Raw genomic sequence first — 15,474 nt, 5'->3', positions numbered from 1 at the left:
CCCCGGCACGGCACCGACCCCCACCACACACCAACCCCACACGACCACCGGCACAAGCCAACAACCACGCGGCGCCAGCCGCATCGCACCGCAACCACACGCCGCGCCGAAGCCACCGGCCCGCACCCGAACACGACGCCCCGCCACCCCCCTGCGTGAAGCGGCACAAAAATTGGCGCGGGACCCTACAGTGCGCACCACACCGGCCAACCGTCCCGCGCAACACCCCCGGCGAACGGGGCGCCTACTCGGGAACCGCCCCCCGAAGCACCGTGGGCAGGCCCGCCGTCAGGAGGAGGACGTGTTCGGATTCGGTGGCGATCGCCGCGTTCAGGCGGCCCAGCTCGTCCCGGAAGCGCCGCCCCGCCGCAGAGGTGGGCACCACACCGGACCCCACCTCGTTGCTGACCGTCACCACGGTCCGCGAAGCCCCCCGCACCGCCCCCACCAACTCATCCACCCGCTCCCCGAGCACTCGCGCCCCCCGCTCACGCCACACCCCGTCGTCCCACGCCCCGACCTCGTCCATCACATGCGTGAGCCACAGCGACAGGCAGTCGACGAGCAGCGGCGGCCCCTCGGCCGTCAGCAGAGGCACCAGGTCGCACGTCTCCTCCGTGCGCCACGACGCGGGCCGCCGCTCCCGGTGCGCGGCGACCCGCGCGGCCCACTCGGCGTCACCGGCCCGCGTCCCGCCCGTCGCGACGTACACGACGTCGGGGAACGTGGCCAGCCGCCGCTCCGCCTCCGCCGACTTCCCCGAGCGCGCCCCGCCCAGCACGAGCGTGCGCCGTGGCACGTCGGGCACGTCGTGGTACTCGCCGACGATCAGCGTCGTCCCGTCCGGCTCCGTACGGGCGCCCGCCGCGGCGAGGCGGCGGTGCAGCTCGGCGCCCGGCGGCACGTCGTGGTCGAGGTGGACGGCGATGACGTCGGTCGTCGGGCCGACGGCGCCCGCGCCCCGCAGCCTGGCGAGTGCGTCGGGCCGTCCGACGACGTCGAGGACGGCCATGTCGTACGGCACGGGCGCGGGCTCGTCCTCCAGGCCCGCCACCGCCGCGCCGGGCGGGAGGTAGAGGAGGCGTTCGCCGCCAGGCCCGGTGACGGCGTAGCCCGTGCCGGGCGCGTCGAGGGCGAGGGCGCGCAGCCGGTGGCCGCTGATGAGGGCCAGTTCCTGGCCGTCGGGCACGCGCACGGGCGCGGGCAGCCCGGCGGGGAACTCCAGCGCGGGCCCGTCGTGCGGGTGCGAGAGCGCGACCTGCCGTACGCCTTGCAGCGAGTGCCCAGCGCGCGCCGCCGCGAAGGCGGGCCCGGGGGTGAGGTCGAGCAGGAGTGTGCCGTCCACGAGCAGCGCGGTCGCCGCGCGCGCCTCGTCGCCGACGGCGGTCGCGCAGGCCGCGCAGGGGCAGCCGGGCCGGGGGAGTCCGGCGGGGGCGCCGGTACCGAGCAGAGTGAGTTCCACACCACGATCGTCTCTTGGCCCGACGGGGGCCGCGCACTCAGGATTAGTCTGCGAGCAGCAACAGCCGATGTCGGGAGGCACATATGGCGTGGACGTGGCGGTTCGAGAAGGCCGACGGCACGGAGACGGAACCCGCAGTCCAGCCCGAGGAGTTCCCCACCCAGGGGGACGCGGAGTCGTGGATCGGGGAGGTCTGGAAGGACCTGCTGGAGGGCGGCGCCGATCAGGTCACCCTCCTGGAGGACGGCAGCAAGATCTACGGGCCGATGAGCCTCCACTCCGAGGAGCCCGCCGAGAGCTGAAGCGCGCGCGGCGCGCCTCTCCCGTCGCGGCGGCACGCGGCCGTACGCGACGGGAGAGGCGCCACGGCCCACGGCCACGGCCCACGGCCACGGCCCACGGCCACGGCCCACGGCCACGGCCCACGGCCACGGCCCACGGCCACGGCCCACGGCCACGGCCGGCGAAGCGAACGCCCCGTGATCAGCCCCGCCGTCAGCCCCGCACCCCGCACAGGTGCAGCATGGCGGCAACGGACCGGTACGGATCCGTGCGGCCGGCGCGCAGCTCGGCGGCGACGATCCGCTCGTCCTCCTCGGAGAGCGCGCCGCCCGCCTCGCTCCCCGCGCTCAGCGCGCGCTCGTCGGCCGTGAAGACCTGCACCCCGTACCACTCGTGCAGCGGCGTGCCGATCCCCGCCAGCGTGGCGGTGAGGGCCTCGCGGCGGAAGGCGCTGCCGGACCCTTCGCCGCGCTCGGCGAAGTCGAGCGCGGCCAGCACGGCGTCCCAGTCACCTGCGCGGCCCGGGTGCATGGCGAGCGCGTCGTCGTTCCGTATCAGCAGGGACAGCAGCCCGCCCGTGTCCAGGACCCGGGCGAGCCCGGCGAGGGTGTTGCCAGGGTCGCGGGCCTCCATCAGCTCGCCGTGGCAGAGCACGACGTCGAACGTGCCGGGCAGGAAGGTCGCGCCCGTGTCCTGGCTGTCGCCGGGGACGACGCGGACGCGCTGGCGTATGCCCTCGGGTTCCGCCTCCAGCGCCTCGCGCACGAGCGCCAGCAGGGCGGGGTCGGATTCGAGACCGGTCACCTTGTGGCCCGCACGGGCCAGCCGCAGGGACTGCTCGCCGCGGCCGAGGCCCACGTCGAGCACACGCAGTCTGCGGCCCACCTCGAAGCGGGCCGCGATCTGCTCGTCCAACTGCCTGGCGACCAGCTCCTGGCGGATCAGGGCTTCTCGCCGCGTGCGACCTGCGGCTTGGGCAGGCGCATCCGGCGCATCTGGAGGGTCCGCATCACCGCGTAGGCGACGGCACCGCGCTTGGGCTCGTCGGGGAAGCGCTCGCGCAGGGCCTTCTTCAACCGGAAGACGATCAGCACCGAGTCGACGACGATCAGCACGATCACGAACAGCCACAGCAGCAGCGAGATGTTCTTGAGCTGGAGCGACGGCATCATGCTCAGCACGAGGATGATCACCGCGATGGGCAGGAAGAACTCCGCCACGCACCAGCGCGAGTCCACGAAGTCCCGGGCGTAGCGCCGTACGGGCCCCTTGTCCCTGGCGGGCAGATAGCGCTCGTCACCACTGGCCAGCGCCTCGCGCTGGCGCGCCATGTCGGTGCGCCGGGCTTCGCGCTGGCGCTTGGCCGCCTCCTTGCGGCTCTTGGGGACCTTGGCGACACTGCGGCGCTGTGACTGCGCCTCGCTGCGCTTCGGCGTCGGGCGGCCCTTGGGGGCCTGGGGGTCGCGGGTTTGGCGGGGCTCGGCCTCGGTCACCTGGGGCGACGTGGCCTGCCCGTCCTTCGAACGGCTTCGGAACACACTCCCAAGAGTACGGTGTGCCCGCGCACGGGCCCCAGTCCGGCAGGGGCACGATCCGGCAACACCTGCCCCAGTGCCGTCGGCCCGGCACTCCCCGGAACTCCTCGCGCACTCGCCGTGCACTCCCGCTCCCTCCTCCCTGCGCGGGAGGGAACGCCCTCGCGATCGTCCTCCAGGAGGAGCGCATCCGGGCCCGAACAGTGCGGTAATGGAACTGAGGCCCGTAGTCTGGGGTCTGTAGATGTGCGTAAGGCTCAGTCCGTTACGAAGGGGGCGCGCGAGGCCCATGAGCGGTGTCATGAAGCGTATGGGGATGATCTTCCGCGCGAAGGCCAACAAGGCCCTGGACCGGGCCGAGGATCCGCGGGAGACGCTGGATTACTCGTACCAGAAGCAGCTGGAGCTGCTCCAGAAGGTGCGGCGCGGGGTGGCCGACGTGGCGACGTCCCGCAAGCGGCTGGAGCTTCAGCTCAGCCAGTTGCAGGGCCAGTCCTCCAAGCTGGAGGACCAGGGCAAGAAGGCGCTGGCGCTGGGGCGTGAGGACCTCGCCCGCGAGGCGCTCTCCCGCCGTGCGGCCCTCCAGCAGCAGGTCACGGACCTGGAGACCCAGCACCAGACGCTCCAGGGCGAGGAGGAGAAGCTGACGCTCGCGGCGCAGCGCCTCCAGGCCAAGGTGGACGCCTTCCGTACGAAGAAGGAGACCATCAAGGCCACGTACACCGCGGCCCAGGCGCAGACCCGGATCGGCGAGGCGTTCTCCGGCATCTCCGAGGAGATGGGCGACGTCGGCATGGCGATCCAGCGTGCCGAGGACAAGACCGCGCAGCTCCAGGCCCGCTCCGGCGCCATCGACGAGCTGCTCGCCTCCGGCGCGCTGGACGACCAGTCCGGCATGGCCAAGGACGACATCACCGCCGAGCTGGACCGCCTCTCGGGCGGCACGGACGTGGAGCTGGAGCTGCAGCGGATGAAGGCGGAGCTGGCGGGCGGCAGCGCGCAGGGCCAGCAGGCCATCGAGGGCAGCGGCGGCGGCCAGGCGGGTGCACCGCAGGGCGAGTCGCAGGGGCAGCGGGGGCAGGACACGCCTAAGTTCGACAAGCAGTGATCTGCCCGCGGCCTGCCCGCGCGGCCGCTGACCGAAGGCGGCCTGACCAGTGACTCGGGGCCTCGCCGGAAGGAGAGCGACATGATCGTACGGATCATGGGGGAAGGCCAGGTGAAGCTGGCGGACAGCCACTTCGCCGAGCTGAACAAGCTGGACGACGAGCTGCTCGCCGAGATGGACTCCGGGGACGAGGCGGGCTTCCGCCGCACGCTCGCCGCGCTGCTCGACGCCGTACGGACCCTGGGCACGGCCCTGCCGGACGACGCCCTGGAGCCCTCCGAGCTGATCCTCCCCGCACCCGACGCCTCGCTCGAAGAGGTGCGGCACATGCTCAGCGACGACGGGCTCATCCCGGGCTGACGGGCCCGGCCGAGGGGCCTGCCCGAAGGCCCTGCCCGACGGAGGAGCGGCGGTCACCACGGACACCAGGAGCAGCACGCACACCGGACGCGTCACGGCCACGCGACGTGTTCCGCACACCGGACGTGTCCCGCACGTCGGGCGCCTCGCGCGCACCGGGCGCCTCGCGCGCACCGGGCGCGTCGCCGGCACCGGGTCCGCCACGGACACCCGGCGTGTTCCGGACACGCGACGCGTCACGCACACCCGTCGTGCCACGGCGGCGACGAGCACCCCGGTGGCCGCCGCGTCCCCTTCGCGCGGCGCCCCCGGCCTCCCGGCGCCGTGGCCGCCGCACCGTTCCCGCCCGGCACCCCCGTCCCCGGAGTCTCTGATTCCGGACCGGTGCCTCCGCTCTGTTCCCAGGCCCGTACGGTGCGTGGTGTGACGACGAACCAAGCGACGGAGGCGGGAGCAGGTCCCTCCCGCCTCTGCGGGCTGCGCGCACACATGCGGGCCCACCCGTATCTCGTGGACACGCTGCTCGCCCTGGGCGCCTTCGTGGCGACGCTGCTCGGCGCCGCCACCGACCCGCACGGGCCCGACGGGCGCCCCCACTTCGGCGACCGCGAGCTGAGCCACCAGACCGTCGTCCTCGCGGCTCTCGCCTGCGCCGTGCTGGTGCTGCGCCGCCGCGCCCCGCTCCCTGTGCTGTGCATCACCAGCCTCATCTGCGTCATCGGCCTGATCATCGACACGGACACGCTGCCTCCCGGCGACCGCCGCGCGCCGATCGTGCTGGCAGCGATCATCGCCCTCTACACCGTCTCCAACCGCACCGACCGGCTCACGAGCTGGCGGGTCGGCGCCGTGACGGTCGTCGTGCTCGCGGGCTCGGCCGTGCTCTTCGGGCCAGGGCCCTGGTACGCGCAGGAGAACCTCGGCATCCTCGCCTGGACCGGGCTGGCGGCGGCGGCCGGGGAGGCCGTGCGCAGTCGCCGCGCCTTCATCGACGCCATGCGCGAGCGGGCCGAGCGCGCCGAGCGCACCCGCGAGGAGGAGGCCAGGCGCAGGGTCGCGGAGGAGCGGATGCGCATCGCCCGCGAGCTGCACGACGTCGTCGCGCACCACATCGCCCTCGTCAACGTCCAGGCGGGCGTCGCGTCGCACGTCATGGACCAGCGCCCCGACCAGGCCAAACAGGCGCTCGCGCATGTACGGGAGGCGAGCAGGCACGCGCTGGACGAGTTGCAGACGACGGTCGGGCTGCTGCGCCAGTCGGGCGAGAGCACGGCTCCGACCGAGCCCGCGCCCGGTCTTGAGGTGCTGGACGAGCTGGTGGAGGGCTTCGTACGGGCCGGGCTCACCGTCGACGTCGAGGGCGAGCCGCGCGAGGTGGGGCCGCTGCCCTCGGCCGTCGACCTCACCGCCTACCGCGTCGTCCAGGAGGCACTGACCAACGTCCAGAAGCACGTGGGCACCGGGGCACGCGTCGAGATCGGACTCGTGCGGGAGCGGCACTTCCTGGAGGTCACCGTGACGGACGACGGCGCGGGCGTGCCCGGGGAGGCCGAGGACACGGGCGGCGGGCACGGGCTGCTGGGGATGCGCGAGCGTGCCGCCGCACTCGGCGGCGACTGCGAGACGGGGCCCCTCGCGGGCGGCGGCTTCCGGGTGCGGGTACGGCTGCCGCTCCAGCCGACGCCCAGGCCGGGCGAGGACGAGGCGGAGGCGGAGGCGGAGGAGAAGGGCGAGCGAGCCGAGCGGGGTGAGCGGGGTGAACGCCCGCCCCGGCACCGGCCGTGCGGCGGCGCACGGCAGGATGAGCGGGAGCCGGAGGACACGCACCAGGCGTAAGGAGACCCGCGCATGACGATCCGTGTCGTACTCGTCGACGATCAGGCACTGCTGCGCAGCGCGTTCAAGGTGCTGGTGGACTCCGAGGCGGACATGGAGGTGGTGGGCGAGGCGTCCGACGGCGACGAGGCCGTCGCCGTCACCCGTGAGCAGCGCGCCGACGTCGTCCTCATGGACATTCGCATGCCGGGCACCGACGGCCTCGCCGCGACCCGCGCCATCAGCGCCGATCCCGGGCTCGCCGACGTCAAGGTCGTCATCCTGACCACCTTCGAGGTCGACGACTACGTGGTGCAGTCGCTGCGCGCGGGCGCCTCCGGCTTCCTCGGCAAGGGCGCCGAGCCCGACGAGCTGCTCTCGGCCATCCGCGTCGTCGCCCACGGCGAGTCCCTGCTCTCGCCGGTCGCGACGAAGGGCCTGATCGCCCGGTTCCTCGCCCAGGGCGGCTCCTGGGACGGCACGGGCGAGGGCCGTACGACGCCCGCCGAGCTGGACGTCCTCACGGGGCGCGAGCGCGAGGTGCTCACCCATGTCGCGGGCGGCCTCTCCAACGACGAGATCGCCGCCCTGCTCTCCGTCAGCCCCCTCACGGTCAAGACGCACGTCAACCGCACGATGTCCAAGCTCGGCGCCCGCGACAGGGCGCAGTTGGTGGTCGCGGCGTACGAGAGCGGGCTCGTCAGGCCGCGCGGCTGAGAACCCGCGCGGCCAGGGGCCCAGGGGCCTACAGGAAGGAGCCCGACGGGACGTACGGCGACGGCGGGCGCATCCCGCGCAGGCAGACCCAGCCCGCCGTGGTCAGTCCGAGCCCCGCCGCGAGCCCCACGTCGACGGCCCACTGCTGCTCGGCGGTCAGATCGTGCACCGTGGCCTCGGCGCCCTCGGGCAGGCTCAGCAGCGCCGTCGTCAGCAGCCGCGTCGCGAGGCGGCGCGAGGTCGCCGCGAGGAGTTCGACCTTGCCCTCGGGCGTCAGATAGCAGTAGCCGCTGCCCGCGAGGTCGTCGGAGACGAAGAGGCGGCAGTGCCGGACCAGGAACTCGTGGTCGGGGCCGTGCGCGCCGCCGCGCAGCCGCCGGTCGACGGAGTCCATCAGGTCCCGGTGCGCCGCCGAGCCCACCACGGCCGGCTTGTCGGGCGCCGCGAGGCGCGAGGGGTCGAGCGTGCCGTGCAGCCGCATGGTGGGGTGCAGCGTGAACCCGGCCCTGCGGTAGGCGCGCGCTGCGGCCGGGTGAGTGGAGCAGCAGATGATGCCCCGCAGACAGTGCCTGCCCAGCTCGCGCGCCCGGCTCAGCAGCGTGCCGCCCACGCCCTTGCCCCGCGCCTCGGGCAGCACCACCAGCAGCGCGAGCCCCCAGGTGCCCTCCCGCAGCACGGCCTGCGCCGCGCCCACCGGGCGGCCTGCGGCGTCCTCGGCCAGCCAGCTCCCGCCGGGGGAGGTGCGGACCAGGTGCCGGACCTTCTCCCGGCCGCGCGCCTCCCGCTCGGGGGAGGGCGCGGGCACCGGGCGCGCGTCTCCCGGCCCGGTGGACGGGGCGGCGAAGGCGGCCCGCATGAGGGCCCGGACCGCCTCGGCGTCCTCCTCGGTGTCGTGGACCGGTCGCAGCAGCATTGGCGCAGGTTATGACCGGTGCTTACGGCAGCGCCAGCATCCGTTCCAGCGCCAGCTTCGCGAACTTCTCGGTCTCCGCGTCCACCTCGATGCGGTTGACGACCCGGCCCTCCGCGAGCGATTCCAGCGCCCAGACGAGGTGGGGGAGGTCGATCCGGTTCATGGTGGAGCAGAAGCAGACCGTGCGGTCCAGGAAGACGATCTCCTTGTCCTGGTCCGCGTAGCGGTTCGCCAGGCGCCGCACCAGGTTCAGCTCGGTGCCGATGGCCCACTTCGAACCGGCGGGGGCCGCGTCCAGTGCCTGGATGATGTGCTCCGTCGAGCCGACCTGATCGGCCGCTGCGACGACCTCGTGCTTGCACTCGGGGTGCACGAGGACGTTGACGCCGGGTATGCGCGCCCGTACGTCCTCGACGGACTCCAGCGAGAAGCGGCCGTGCACCGAGCAGTGCCCGCGCCACAGGATCATCCGCGCGTCCCGCAACTGCTCGGGGGTGAGCCCGCCGTTCGGCTTGTGCGGGTTGTAGACGACGCAGTCGTCCAGGGACATGCCCATGTCGCGCACGGCGGTGTTGCGCCCGAGGTGCTGGTCGGGGAGGAAGAGGACCTTGGCGCGCGCGTGATCGCGGTCGCGGTCGCGGTCGCCCGAGGCGTCCTGGCCGAAGGCCCACTCCAGGGCCCGCTTGGCGTTGGAGGAGGTGCAGATGGTGCCGCCGTGCCTGCCGGTGAACGCCTTGATGTCGGCGGAGGAGTTCATGTACGAGACCGGGACGGTGACGTCCGCGACCCCCGCTTCCGTGAGCACGTCCCAGCACTCCGCGACCTGCTCGGCCGTCGCCATGTCGGCCATGGAGCAGCCCGCGGCCAGGTCCGGCAGCACGACCTGCTGCCGGTCGCTGGTGAGGATGTCAGCGGACTCGGCCATGAAGTGCACGCCGCAGAAGACGATGTACTCGGCGTCGGGCCGGGCCGCGGCCTCGCGGGCCAGCTTGAAGGAGTCCCCTGTCACATCGGCGAACTCGATGACCTCGTCGCGCTGGTAGTGGTGCCCGAGGACGAAGACCTTGTCGCCCAGCTTCTCCTTGGCCGCGCGGGCGCGCTCGACGAGACCGGGGTCGGAGGGGGCGGGCAGATCGCCGGGGCACTCCACGCCGCGCTCGCTCTTCGGGTCGGAGTCGCGTCCGAGCAGGAGGAGTGCGAGGGGTGTCGGCTCTGGATCCAGCGGCTGGGCGGTGTTCACGGCACCCACCCTTTCTCTGATGTCGGATATCGCGTCGCGACTTCTCGTCTAACTGACGTTATCTATCATAGCCGCTTCACGTCACTTTGACGATGCCCATCGCGTCAATGTGACGCACTCCCGTTGGCGCCGCCCGGTGTGCGAGCATGAGAGGGGAGAACGTCGCGAGACGCGAGACACGTAAAGAAATCCGTCATGACGTGCCAGCCGGAATGAATCCGGGATGCCGCCGGTTGCAGTGGGCGGCAGAGCAGTCCGTACAACCCGGGAGAGAAGCAGATGTCCGTTTCGGACGAGACCGCTGTGAGCGAGGGCATCATCCTGTCCGACGCCGCCGCGGGTAAGGTCAAGACCCTGCTGGAGCAGGAGGGCCGGGACGATCTGGCGCTGCGTGTCGCCGTCCAGCCCGGTGGCTGCTCCGGCCTGCGCTACCAGCTCTTCTTCGACGAGCGCTCGCTCGACGGCGATGTCGTCAAGGACTTCGACGGCGTCAAGGTCGTCACCGACCGGATGTCCGCGCCGTACCTCGGCGGTGCCTCCATCGACTTCGTCGACACCATCGAGAAGCAGGGCTTCACGATCGACAACCCGAACGCCACCGGCTCCTGCGCCTGTGGCGACTCCTTCAGCTGAGCCGACTTCAGGGCGTCCACGGGCGGCCGAGCGACGCTGAGGCCACCGAGCACAAGGCGAAGGCGGCGGATCCCGAGCGGATCCGCCGCCTTCGTCGTCGTTCCGACGCTTATTCCAGGCCGCTCACTTCTTGTGCGGCAGGGTGTCGCCGTCCTTCGCGTCCACGACCTCGCGGTCGCCCAGCGCCTTGTCCAGCTCGACCTCGACGGTCTGCCGCTTCGCCATCTTCACGCACATCTTGTCCGGGTCCGGGTCCTTCGGCTCGACGGTGACCTCGACCCGCTCGCCCGACTCGTCGGCGCTCGCCTCGTACTTGTCGCAGACCCCGCCCCAGAACGTCAGCTTCAGGGTGTTGCCCTCGCTCGTGTACGAGGTGACGGCCTGGGCGCCCGCCTCGGAGCCGCCGCCGGTGCCGATGTCACCGCCACCGGAGCCGGAACCGGAACCGGGGTCGGACGGCGAGCCGCCAGGGGCCGGAGCTGTGGACGCGCTGTCGCCGTCACCGGAGGGCTTCAGATGCTTCGCCCCGAGCGCCGGGTGCGTCAGTTGCCCCTCGGTGCCGCCCGGCAGCTCCACGTCGTAGATCCACGACGGGACGAGCACGGGCTTGCCGCTGGAGTAGTGCGTGGCCAGCCCGAACGCCGCGTCGGTCACCTTCACCGACTCCTGCTTGCCGGAACCAGAGCCGGAGTCGCTGGCGCCGCTCTCCACGGCGAGGAGCGGGTTCGCGCACTTGGCGTTCTTCGGGCAGCCGACACCGGCGCCGCCGCCCGCGGCCCGCTGCTTGTTGAGCTGCTTCAGGGTGTCCTTCGCCGACAGCACCGGATACGTCGGGCCCTTGTCCAGCCGGGCCATCGTGCCGTGGGCGCGGGCCAGTTCGCCGTCGGAGTCCACCGTGAAGGAACTGTTCCAGCCGTTGGTCGGCAGCCCGGCGACCTCGGGCGCCGCGCTGACCGTGCGCTGCGAGGCGGCCGTGGCGCTCGCGTCCAGCTCAGCGCCCTCCTGCTTCAGTGCCTTCAGCGCGGGCCGCACGGCGTCCTTCGCCTCCTCGGCGGAGACGGGCTCGCCCTTCCCCGAATCGGGGCCGCCCGTGCTGCCGTGGGCGCTGTACGTCCAGCTCCCCGCTGGCTCCCCGGTGCTGACGGTGAGCAGGGGGCCGGTGCCGTTCTCGTTCTTCTTCCCGTCCTCGGCGACGACCCAGCGGCCGTCCTCCTTCTCCGGGCTCCCCGGCACGTCGAGGGCCTTGGCGAGGGCCGCCACGTCCGCCTCCTTCACGCCGTCCGGCGCGGGGCGGTGCACGGCGGCGGACGAGGGCCCGTCGGGGAGGGGGCCGTCGGCCCGCAGGGGCTGGGTGTTGGTCGGCTCACCGGGGGCGATGTCCTTCTCGCCGCCCTCCGACGCCTGCTCGCCCAGGGCGAGCCCGTCCAGCGCGAGCGGTGGCGGTTCGCTGCCGCCGCCGGGCGCGGCCTGGTCCCCGCTTCCGGCCGTCGACGCCCAGTAGGCCCCGCCTCCGCCCGCCAGCAGAACGGCCGTCGCGACGGCGAGGACGGTCAGCCGCGGTCCGCGCCGCCGCGCGGACCGCTCGTCGGGCTTGGCAGGGGCGTCCGGGTGTGTGGCATCCCCGTCGTTGACAGGGGACGGTTCGGTGCTCACCGCATCGCTCCTTCTTCGGCTCCGCTCATCACGTGAGGTCCCAACCCCTCGGGCGGGGACGGACGTGGATGGGACGGAGCCGAAGAGCGGGCGGTTCCAGGCGGTGTTCCTTCCGGCGCTCCTCTCAGTCGCCGTACTCGGACATACCGTCCAGCAGCCGGGCCGACCGCGAGGGCACCCGGACCCCGCGCAGCGCCTCCGGCGGGACGGGCACCACCACGGGAGACGGGCTGGTCACGGACCAGTGGGGGGCCATCCGCGCGCAGTCACCGCGCAATTGGTCAAGGGATTCGGGTTCGGCCGGGGGACGCAGGGGTTTCTCCATGACGCTGACGCTACGCATTCGGCGAGGTGCCTGGAAGGACCTACTATCGGGTAGTTCTGCCCTGTTCGGATACGAGCGGGGAGCGGGTAGCGTGAAGGAGCCCTGCAACCGACTCCTCTTCACAGGAGCAGATTTCGTCGTGCGTATCGCAGTCACCGGCTCAATCGCGAACGACCACCTGATGACCTTCCCGGGTCGCTTTTCCGACCAGCTGGTCGCGGACCAGCTGCACACGGTCTCGCTCTCCTTCCTCGTCGACACCCTCGACATCAGGCGAGGAGGAGTGGGAGCGAACATCGCATTCGGCATGGGTCAGCTCGGGGCCAGGCCGATTCTCGTCGGTGCTGCCGGTGAGGACTTCGAGGAGTACCGCGCCTGGCTCGACCGGCACGGCGTGGACACCGATTCCGTCCACATCTCCGAGGTGCGGCACACGGCCCGCTTCGTGTGCACCACCGACGCCGACCACAACCAGATCGGCTCCTTCTACACCGGTGCCATGAGCGAGGCCCGGCAGATCGAGCTGCACCGGGTGGCCGAGCGCGTCGGCGGGCTCGACCTCGTCTGCATCAGCGCCGACGACCCCGAGGCGATGATCCGCCACACGGAGGAGTGCCGCACCCGCTCCATCCCCTTCGCGGCGGACTTCTCGCAGCAGATCGCCCGCATGGACGGCCCGGACATCCGGGTCCTGCTGGAGGGCGCCACCTATCTCTTCTCGAACGAGTACGAGAAGGAACTCATCGAGAGCAAGACCGGCTGGACCGACGCGGAGATCCTCGCCAAGGTCGGCACCCGCGTCACCACGCTGGGCGCCCGCGGCGTCCGCATCGACCGCGAGGGCCAGGAGCCCATCCAGGTCGAGGTCCCGAAGGAGGAGCAGAAGGCCGACCCCACCGGCGTCGGCGACGCCTTCCGCGCGGGCTTCATGTCCGGGCTCGCCTGGGGCGTCAGCCTGGAGCGCGCGGCGCAGCTCGGGTGCATGCTCGCCACGCTGGTCATCGAGACCGTCGGCACCCAGGAGTACGAGCTGAAGCGCACCCACTTCATGGAGCGCTTCACGAAGGCGTACGGCCATGACGCGGCGGCCGAGGTCCAGGCACACCTGGTCTGACGGACGCCTCGCGCACGGTTTCCACGGAGGGGCCGCTCCACGGGGGCGGCCCCTCCGTGGTGCCCGGGGGCGCCCCGTGAGGCTCACGCGCTGCGGCGCACCCGGAAGGCCGTGCCCTCCGCACCCAGGAACGCGTGCCCCCGCATCTCGCACCAGGCGGGGATGTCCAGCCGGGCCGCCTCGTCGTCCGCGAGCACCGTGACCACGCCGCCGACCGGCACGTCCCCGATCACCTTGGCCAGCTCGATCACCGGTACGGGGCACAGCTTGCCCAGCGCGTCGACGGTCAGCCCCGCGGCCCTGGACCCGGCGTCCCCGTCCACCCGCGGCGTGTGCCCCCGCACCGGGGCGCCGAGCCGCTCGCGCACATCGCGCACGGCGCCGGGCAGCACGGCGAGGAAGCGCTCCACGTCCCGCTCCAGCTCCCCCTGGGGCGTGCCCGCAGGCAGGGAGACCCGGACGTTGCCCTCCGAGAGGACGCCCATCGCCCGCAGCACATGGCTGGGCGTCAGCGTGCTCGACGTGCACGACGAACCCGAGGAGACGGAGAACCCCTCGCGGTCCAGCGCGTGCAGCAGGGCCTCGCCGTCCACGTACAGACAGGAGAACGTCACCACGTGCGGCAGCCGTCGCACCGGGTCGCCGACCACCTCCGCGTCCGGCACCAGCTCGGGGACCCGCGCCCTGATCCGGTCCACCAGACCGCGCAGCCGCGCCGCCTCCGCGTCCGCCTCGGCGCGTACGGCACGCAGCGAGGCGGCGGCCGCGACGATCGCCGGGATGTTCTCGAAGCCGGGCGCACGGCCCGACTCCCGCTCGTCCGCCGGACCCGGCACGGCGAACCGCGTCCCCTTCCGTACCACCAGCAGCCCCACGCCCGGCGGGCCGCCCCACTTGTGCGCGCTGCCCGCGAGCACCGACCAGCCCCCGGCGACCGGCCCCCAGGCCAGCGACTGCGCCGCGTCCACCAGAAGGGGGACACCGCGCTCGGCGCAGACCTCGGCGACCTCACCGACCGGCTGTTCGGTTCCCACCTCATGGTTCGCCGACTGAAGACAGGCGAGCGCGACGGGTCCCTCGAGCGCGGCGGCATACGCGTCGGGCGACGCGCGCCCCGTACGGTCGACCGCCACCTGGCGGACCTCGCCGCCGGCGGCCTCGTGCGTCTGGGCCGCGTGCAGCACGGCCGAGTGCTCGACGGCGGAGACGACCAGGGCGTTGCCGGTGCGGCGGCGGCCCGCGAGCGTCGAGGCGACGGCCGTGTGCAGTGCCTGGGTGCCCGAGGTGGTGAACGTCAGCTCGTCGGGGCGGCATCCGACGGCTTCCGCGGTGGTCTCGCGGGCCGCGTCCAGCAGCATCCGGGCCCGGCGGCCCTCCCTGTGGGGGCGCGCGGGGTCCGCCCACCCCTCCTCCAGCGAAGCGATCAGCGCCTGCCGCGCCACGGGATGAAGCCCCACGCCTGAAGCGGCGTCCATATACGACACCCCCGCACGCTAACCCTTCCCGGGGTACGGGTCCCCTTCGCGGGGTGCGGAAGGAAACGGGGGGTGCCGGTTCGCCGGGGGTGTTGCGCGGGACGGTTGGCCGGTGTGGCGGGTGCCGCAGGGTCCCGCGCTGATTTTTGTGCCGCTGCACGGGGTGCTGCGCTGGGCGGTGCGTCGTTTTTCGGGTGCGGGTGTGTGGCTACGGCGCGGCGTATGGATCGGTGCGTCGCGGCTGGCGCCGCGTGACTCCGGGTTTCCACCGTGGTTGTGGGTGCGTGGGTGCGGGGTGTCCGGTGCCGCGGTGGGGTGTCTCCTCGGCGTGAAGGTCTCGTCTTCGTCTCTCCGCCGGTGACTTTCTCGACCTGCGGGGACACCCCACCCCGTCCCCGTCCCGCCGGTGGCCCCCTGCCCGATTCCGGGTCGGCTGACGCCCCCCCAGCGCGGGACCTACGGTCCCCACTCCCCAGGCCGACCGTCCCGCGCAACACCCCCTTCGCAGGATGCGCAGCCCCGGGGTGCCCCCTGGGGTTTCGTTCGCGTGTTGCGGGCCGGTGGCACGGGTTGTGCCCACCCTCCCCCAGCTACCGCTGGGAGGTGCCCCCTCGCCATGCGGAACGCCTGCCCACAACGGTGGTGGCTGGGCTGGGCCCCTCCGGTGCGGCACAGGGCGGGCGCACAACAGTGGGGCACCGTCGTCACCAGGCGCCGCCCGCAGCAGGGGCGGAAGCCCTCCGGCACGGTGCCGGGGGCAGGCGCACCACGGTGGTGGAGCCGTCGTCGTCAGCTACCCCGACAGGGGCGGAGCCCCTCCGGTACGGCACCGGTCCACAGCG

The 15,474-nt window shown here is 73.0% G+C and carries 15 protein-coding genes; 7 read left to right on the top strand and 8 right to left on the bottom strand.

Going from position 1 to position 15,474, the window contains the following annotated elements:
- Positions 1 to 244: 244 nt before the first annotated feature.
- Positions 245 to 1,462 carry a bifunctional adenosylcobinamide kinase/adenosylcobinamide-phosphate guanylyltransferase gene (locus ACYVOO_RS37370; protein WP_461020186.1) on the bottom strand — a complete coding sequence of 406 codons (1,218 nt, stop codon included), beginning with the start codon at positions 1,460 to 1,462 and terminating at the stop codon, positions 245 to 247.
- An 83-nt stretch (positions 1,463 to 1,545) separates the two neighbouring features.
- Between ACYVOO_RS37370 and ACYVOO_RS37365 the strand changes: the two genes are divergently transcribed.
- Positions 1,546 to 1,764 carry a hypothetical protein gene (locus tag ACYVOO_RS37365; protein WP_453346430.1) on the top strand — a complete coding sequence of 73 codons (219 nt, stop codon included), beginning with the start codon at positions 1,546 to 1,548 and terminating at the stop codon, positions 1,762 to 1,764.
- A 193-nt stretch (positions 1,765 to 1,957) separates the two neighbouring features.
- Here the strand turns inward: ACYVOO_RS37365 and ACYVOO_RS37360 are convergent, their stop codons facing one another.
- Both ACYVOO_RS37360 and ACYVOO_RS37355 read right to left on the bottom strand, forming a co-directional pair.
- Positions 1,958 to 2,689: a class I SAM-dependent methyltransferase gene (locus ACYVOO_RS37360; RefSeq protein ID WP_461020188.1), complete on the bottom strand. Its 732-nt coding sequence runs from the start codon at positions 2,687 to 2,689 to the stop codon at positions 1,958 to 1,960.
- Positions 2,686 to 3,282 (bottom strand): DUF3043 domain-containing protein, encoded by a 597-nt coding sequence (locus tag ACYVOO_RS37355; RefSeq protein ID WP_461020185.1) that lies wholly within the window; start codon positions 3,280 to 3,282, stop codon positions 2,686 to 2,688. Before ACYVOO_RS37355 ends, ACYVOO_RS37360 begins: the two co-directional genes overlap by 4 nt.
- A 286-nt stretch (positions 3,283 to 3,568) precedes the next feature.
- On the opposite strand from ACYVOO_RS37355, the gene ACYVOO_RS37350 reads away from it, so the two are divergent.
- The 4 genes from ACYVOO_RS37350 (at position 3,569) to ACYVOO_RS37335 (ending at position 7,279) form a co-directional block, all read left to right on the top strand.
- Entirely contained in the window at positions 3,569 to 4,387 is an 819-nt protein-coding gene (locus tag ACYVOO_RS37350; protein WP_461020184.1) for a PspA/IM30 family protein, read from the top strand.
- A gap of 81 nt (positions 4,388 to 4,468) precedes the next feature.
- A complete protein-coding gene (pspAA, locus tag ACYVOO_RS37345) occupies positions 4,469 to 4,747 on the top strand; it encodes a PspA-associated protein PspAA (protein ID WP_461020183.1) in 279 nt (92 codons plus the stop codon).
- 489 nt (positions 4,748 to 5,236) lie between these two features.
- Positions 5,237 to 6,583, top strand: coding sequence for a sensor histidine kinase (locus ACYVOO_RS37340; RefSeq protein WP_461020187.1), 1,347 nt, complete (start codon positions 5,237 to 5,239; stop codon positions 6,581 to 6,583).
- A gap of 12 nt (positions 6,584 to 6,595) precedes the next feature.
- Positions 6,596 to 7,279 carry a response regulator transcription factor gene (locus tag ACYVOO_RS37335; RefSeq protein ID WP_461020182.1) on the top strand — a complete coding sequence of 228 codons (684 nt, stop codon included), beginning with the start codon at positions 6,596 to 6,598 and terminating at the stop codon, positions 7,277 to 7,279.
- A gap of 28 nt (positions 7,280 to 7,307) precedes the next feature.
- On the opposite strand, the gene ACYVOO_RS37330 is transcribed toward ACYVOO_RS37335, so the two are convergent.
- Together ACYVOO_RS37330 and nadA are read right to left on the bottom strand one after the other, a co-directional pair.
- Positions 7,308 to 8,192 (bottom strand): GNAT family N-acetyltransferase, encoded by an 885-nt coding sequence (locus ACYVOO_RS37330; RefSeq protein WP_461020181.1) that lies wholly within the window; start codon positions 8,190 to 8,192, stop codon positions 7,308 to 7,310.
- Between the two features lie 22 nt (positions 8,193 to 8,214).
- The gene (gene nadA, locus ACYVOO_RS37325; RefSeq protein WP_461020180.1) at positions 8,215 to 9,432 is read right to left on the bottom strand and encodes a quinolinate synthase NadA; all 1,218 of its coding nucleotides are present in this window, start codon (positions 9,430 to 9,432) and stop codon (positions 8,215 to 8,217) included.
- Between the two features lie 279 nt (positions 9,433 to 9,711).
- Between nadA and ACYVOO_RS37320 the strand changes: the two genes are divergently transcribed.
- Positions 9,712 to 10,065: a HesB/IscA family protein gene (locus tag ACYVOO_RS37320; protein ID WP_453346421.1), complete on the top strand. Its 354-nt coding sequence runs from the start codon at positions 9,712 to 9,714 to the stop codon at positions 10,063 to 10,065.
- A 123-nt stretch (positions 10,066 to 10,188) separates the two neighbouring features.
- Here the strand turns inward: ACYVOO_RS37320 and ACYVOO_RS37315 are convergent, their stop codons facing one another.
- Together ACYVOO_RS37315 and ACYVOO_RS37310 are read right to left on the bottom strand one after the other, a co-directional pair.
- Entirely contained in the window at positions 10,189 to 11,718 is a 1,530-nt protein-coding gene (locus tag ACYVOO_RS37315; protein WP_461020179.1) for a hypothetical protein, read from the bottom strand.
- A 124-nt stretch (positions 11,719 to 11,842) separates the two neighbouring features.
- The gene (locus tag ACYVOO_RS37310; RefSeq protein ID WP_453346419.1) at positions 11,843 to 12,043 is read right to left on the bottom strand and encodes a hypothetical protein; all 201 of its coding nucleotides are present in this window, start codon (positions 12,041 to 12,043) and stop codon (positions 11,843 to 11,845) included.
- Between the two features lie 139 nt (positions 12,044 to 12,182).
- On the opposite strand from ACYVOO_RS37310, the gene ACYVOO_RS37305 reads away from it, so the two are divergent.
- Complete coding sequence (locus ACYVOO_RS37305) at positions 12,183 to 13,157, top strand: carbohydrate kinase family protein (protein WP_461020178.1); 975 nt, start codon at positions 12,183 to 12,185, stop codon at positions 13,155 to 13,157.
- Between the two features lie 83 nt (positions 13,158 to 13,240).
- Here ACYVOO_RS37305 and ACYVOO_RS37300 read toward each other — a convergent pair whose 3' ends face one another.
- Entirely contained in the window at positions 13,241 to 14,641 is a 1,401-nt protein-coding gene (locus ACYVOO_RS37300; RefSeq protein WP_461020177.1) for an aminotransferase class V-fold PLP-dependent enzyme, read from the bottom strand.
- Between the last annotated feature and the right edge of the window lie 833 nt (positions 14,642 to 15,474).

The organism is Streptomyces daliensis (assembly GCF_054782395.1).
This window is presented reverse-complemented; position numbering and strand designations above follow the sequence as displayed.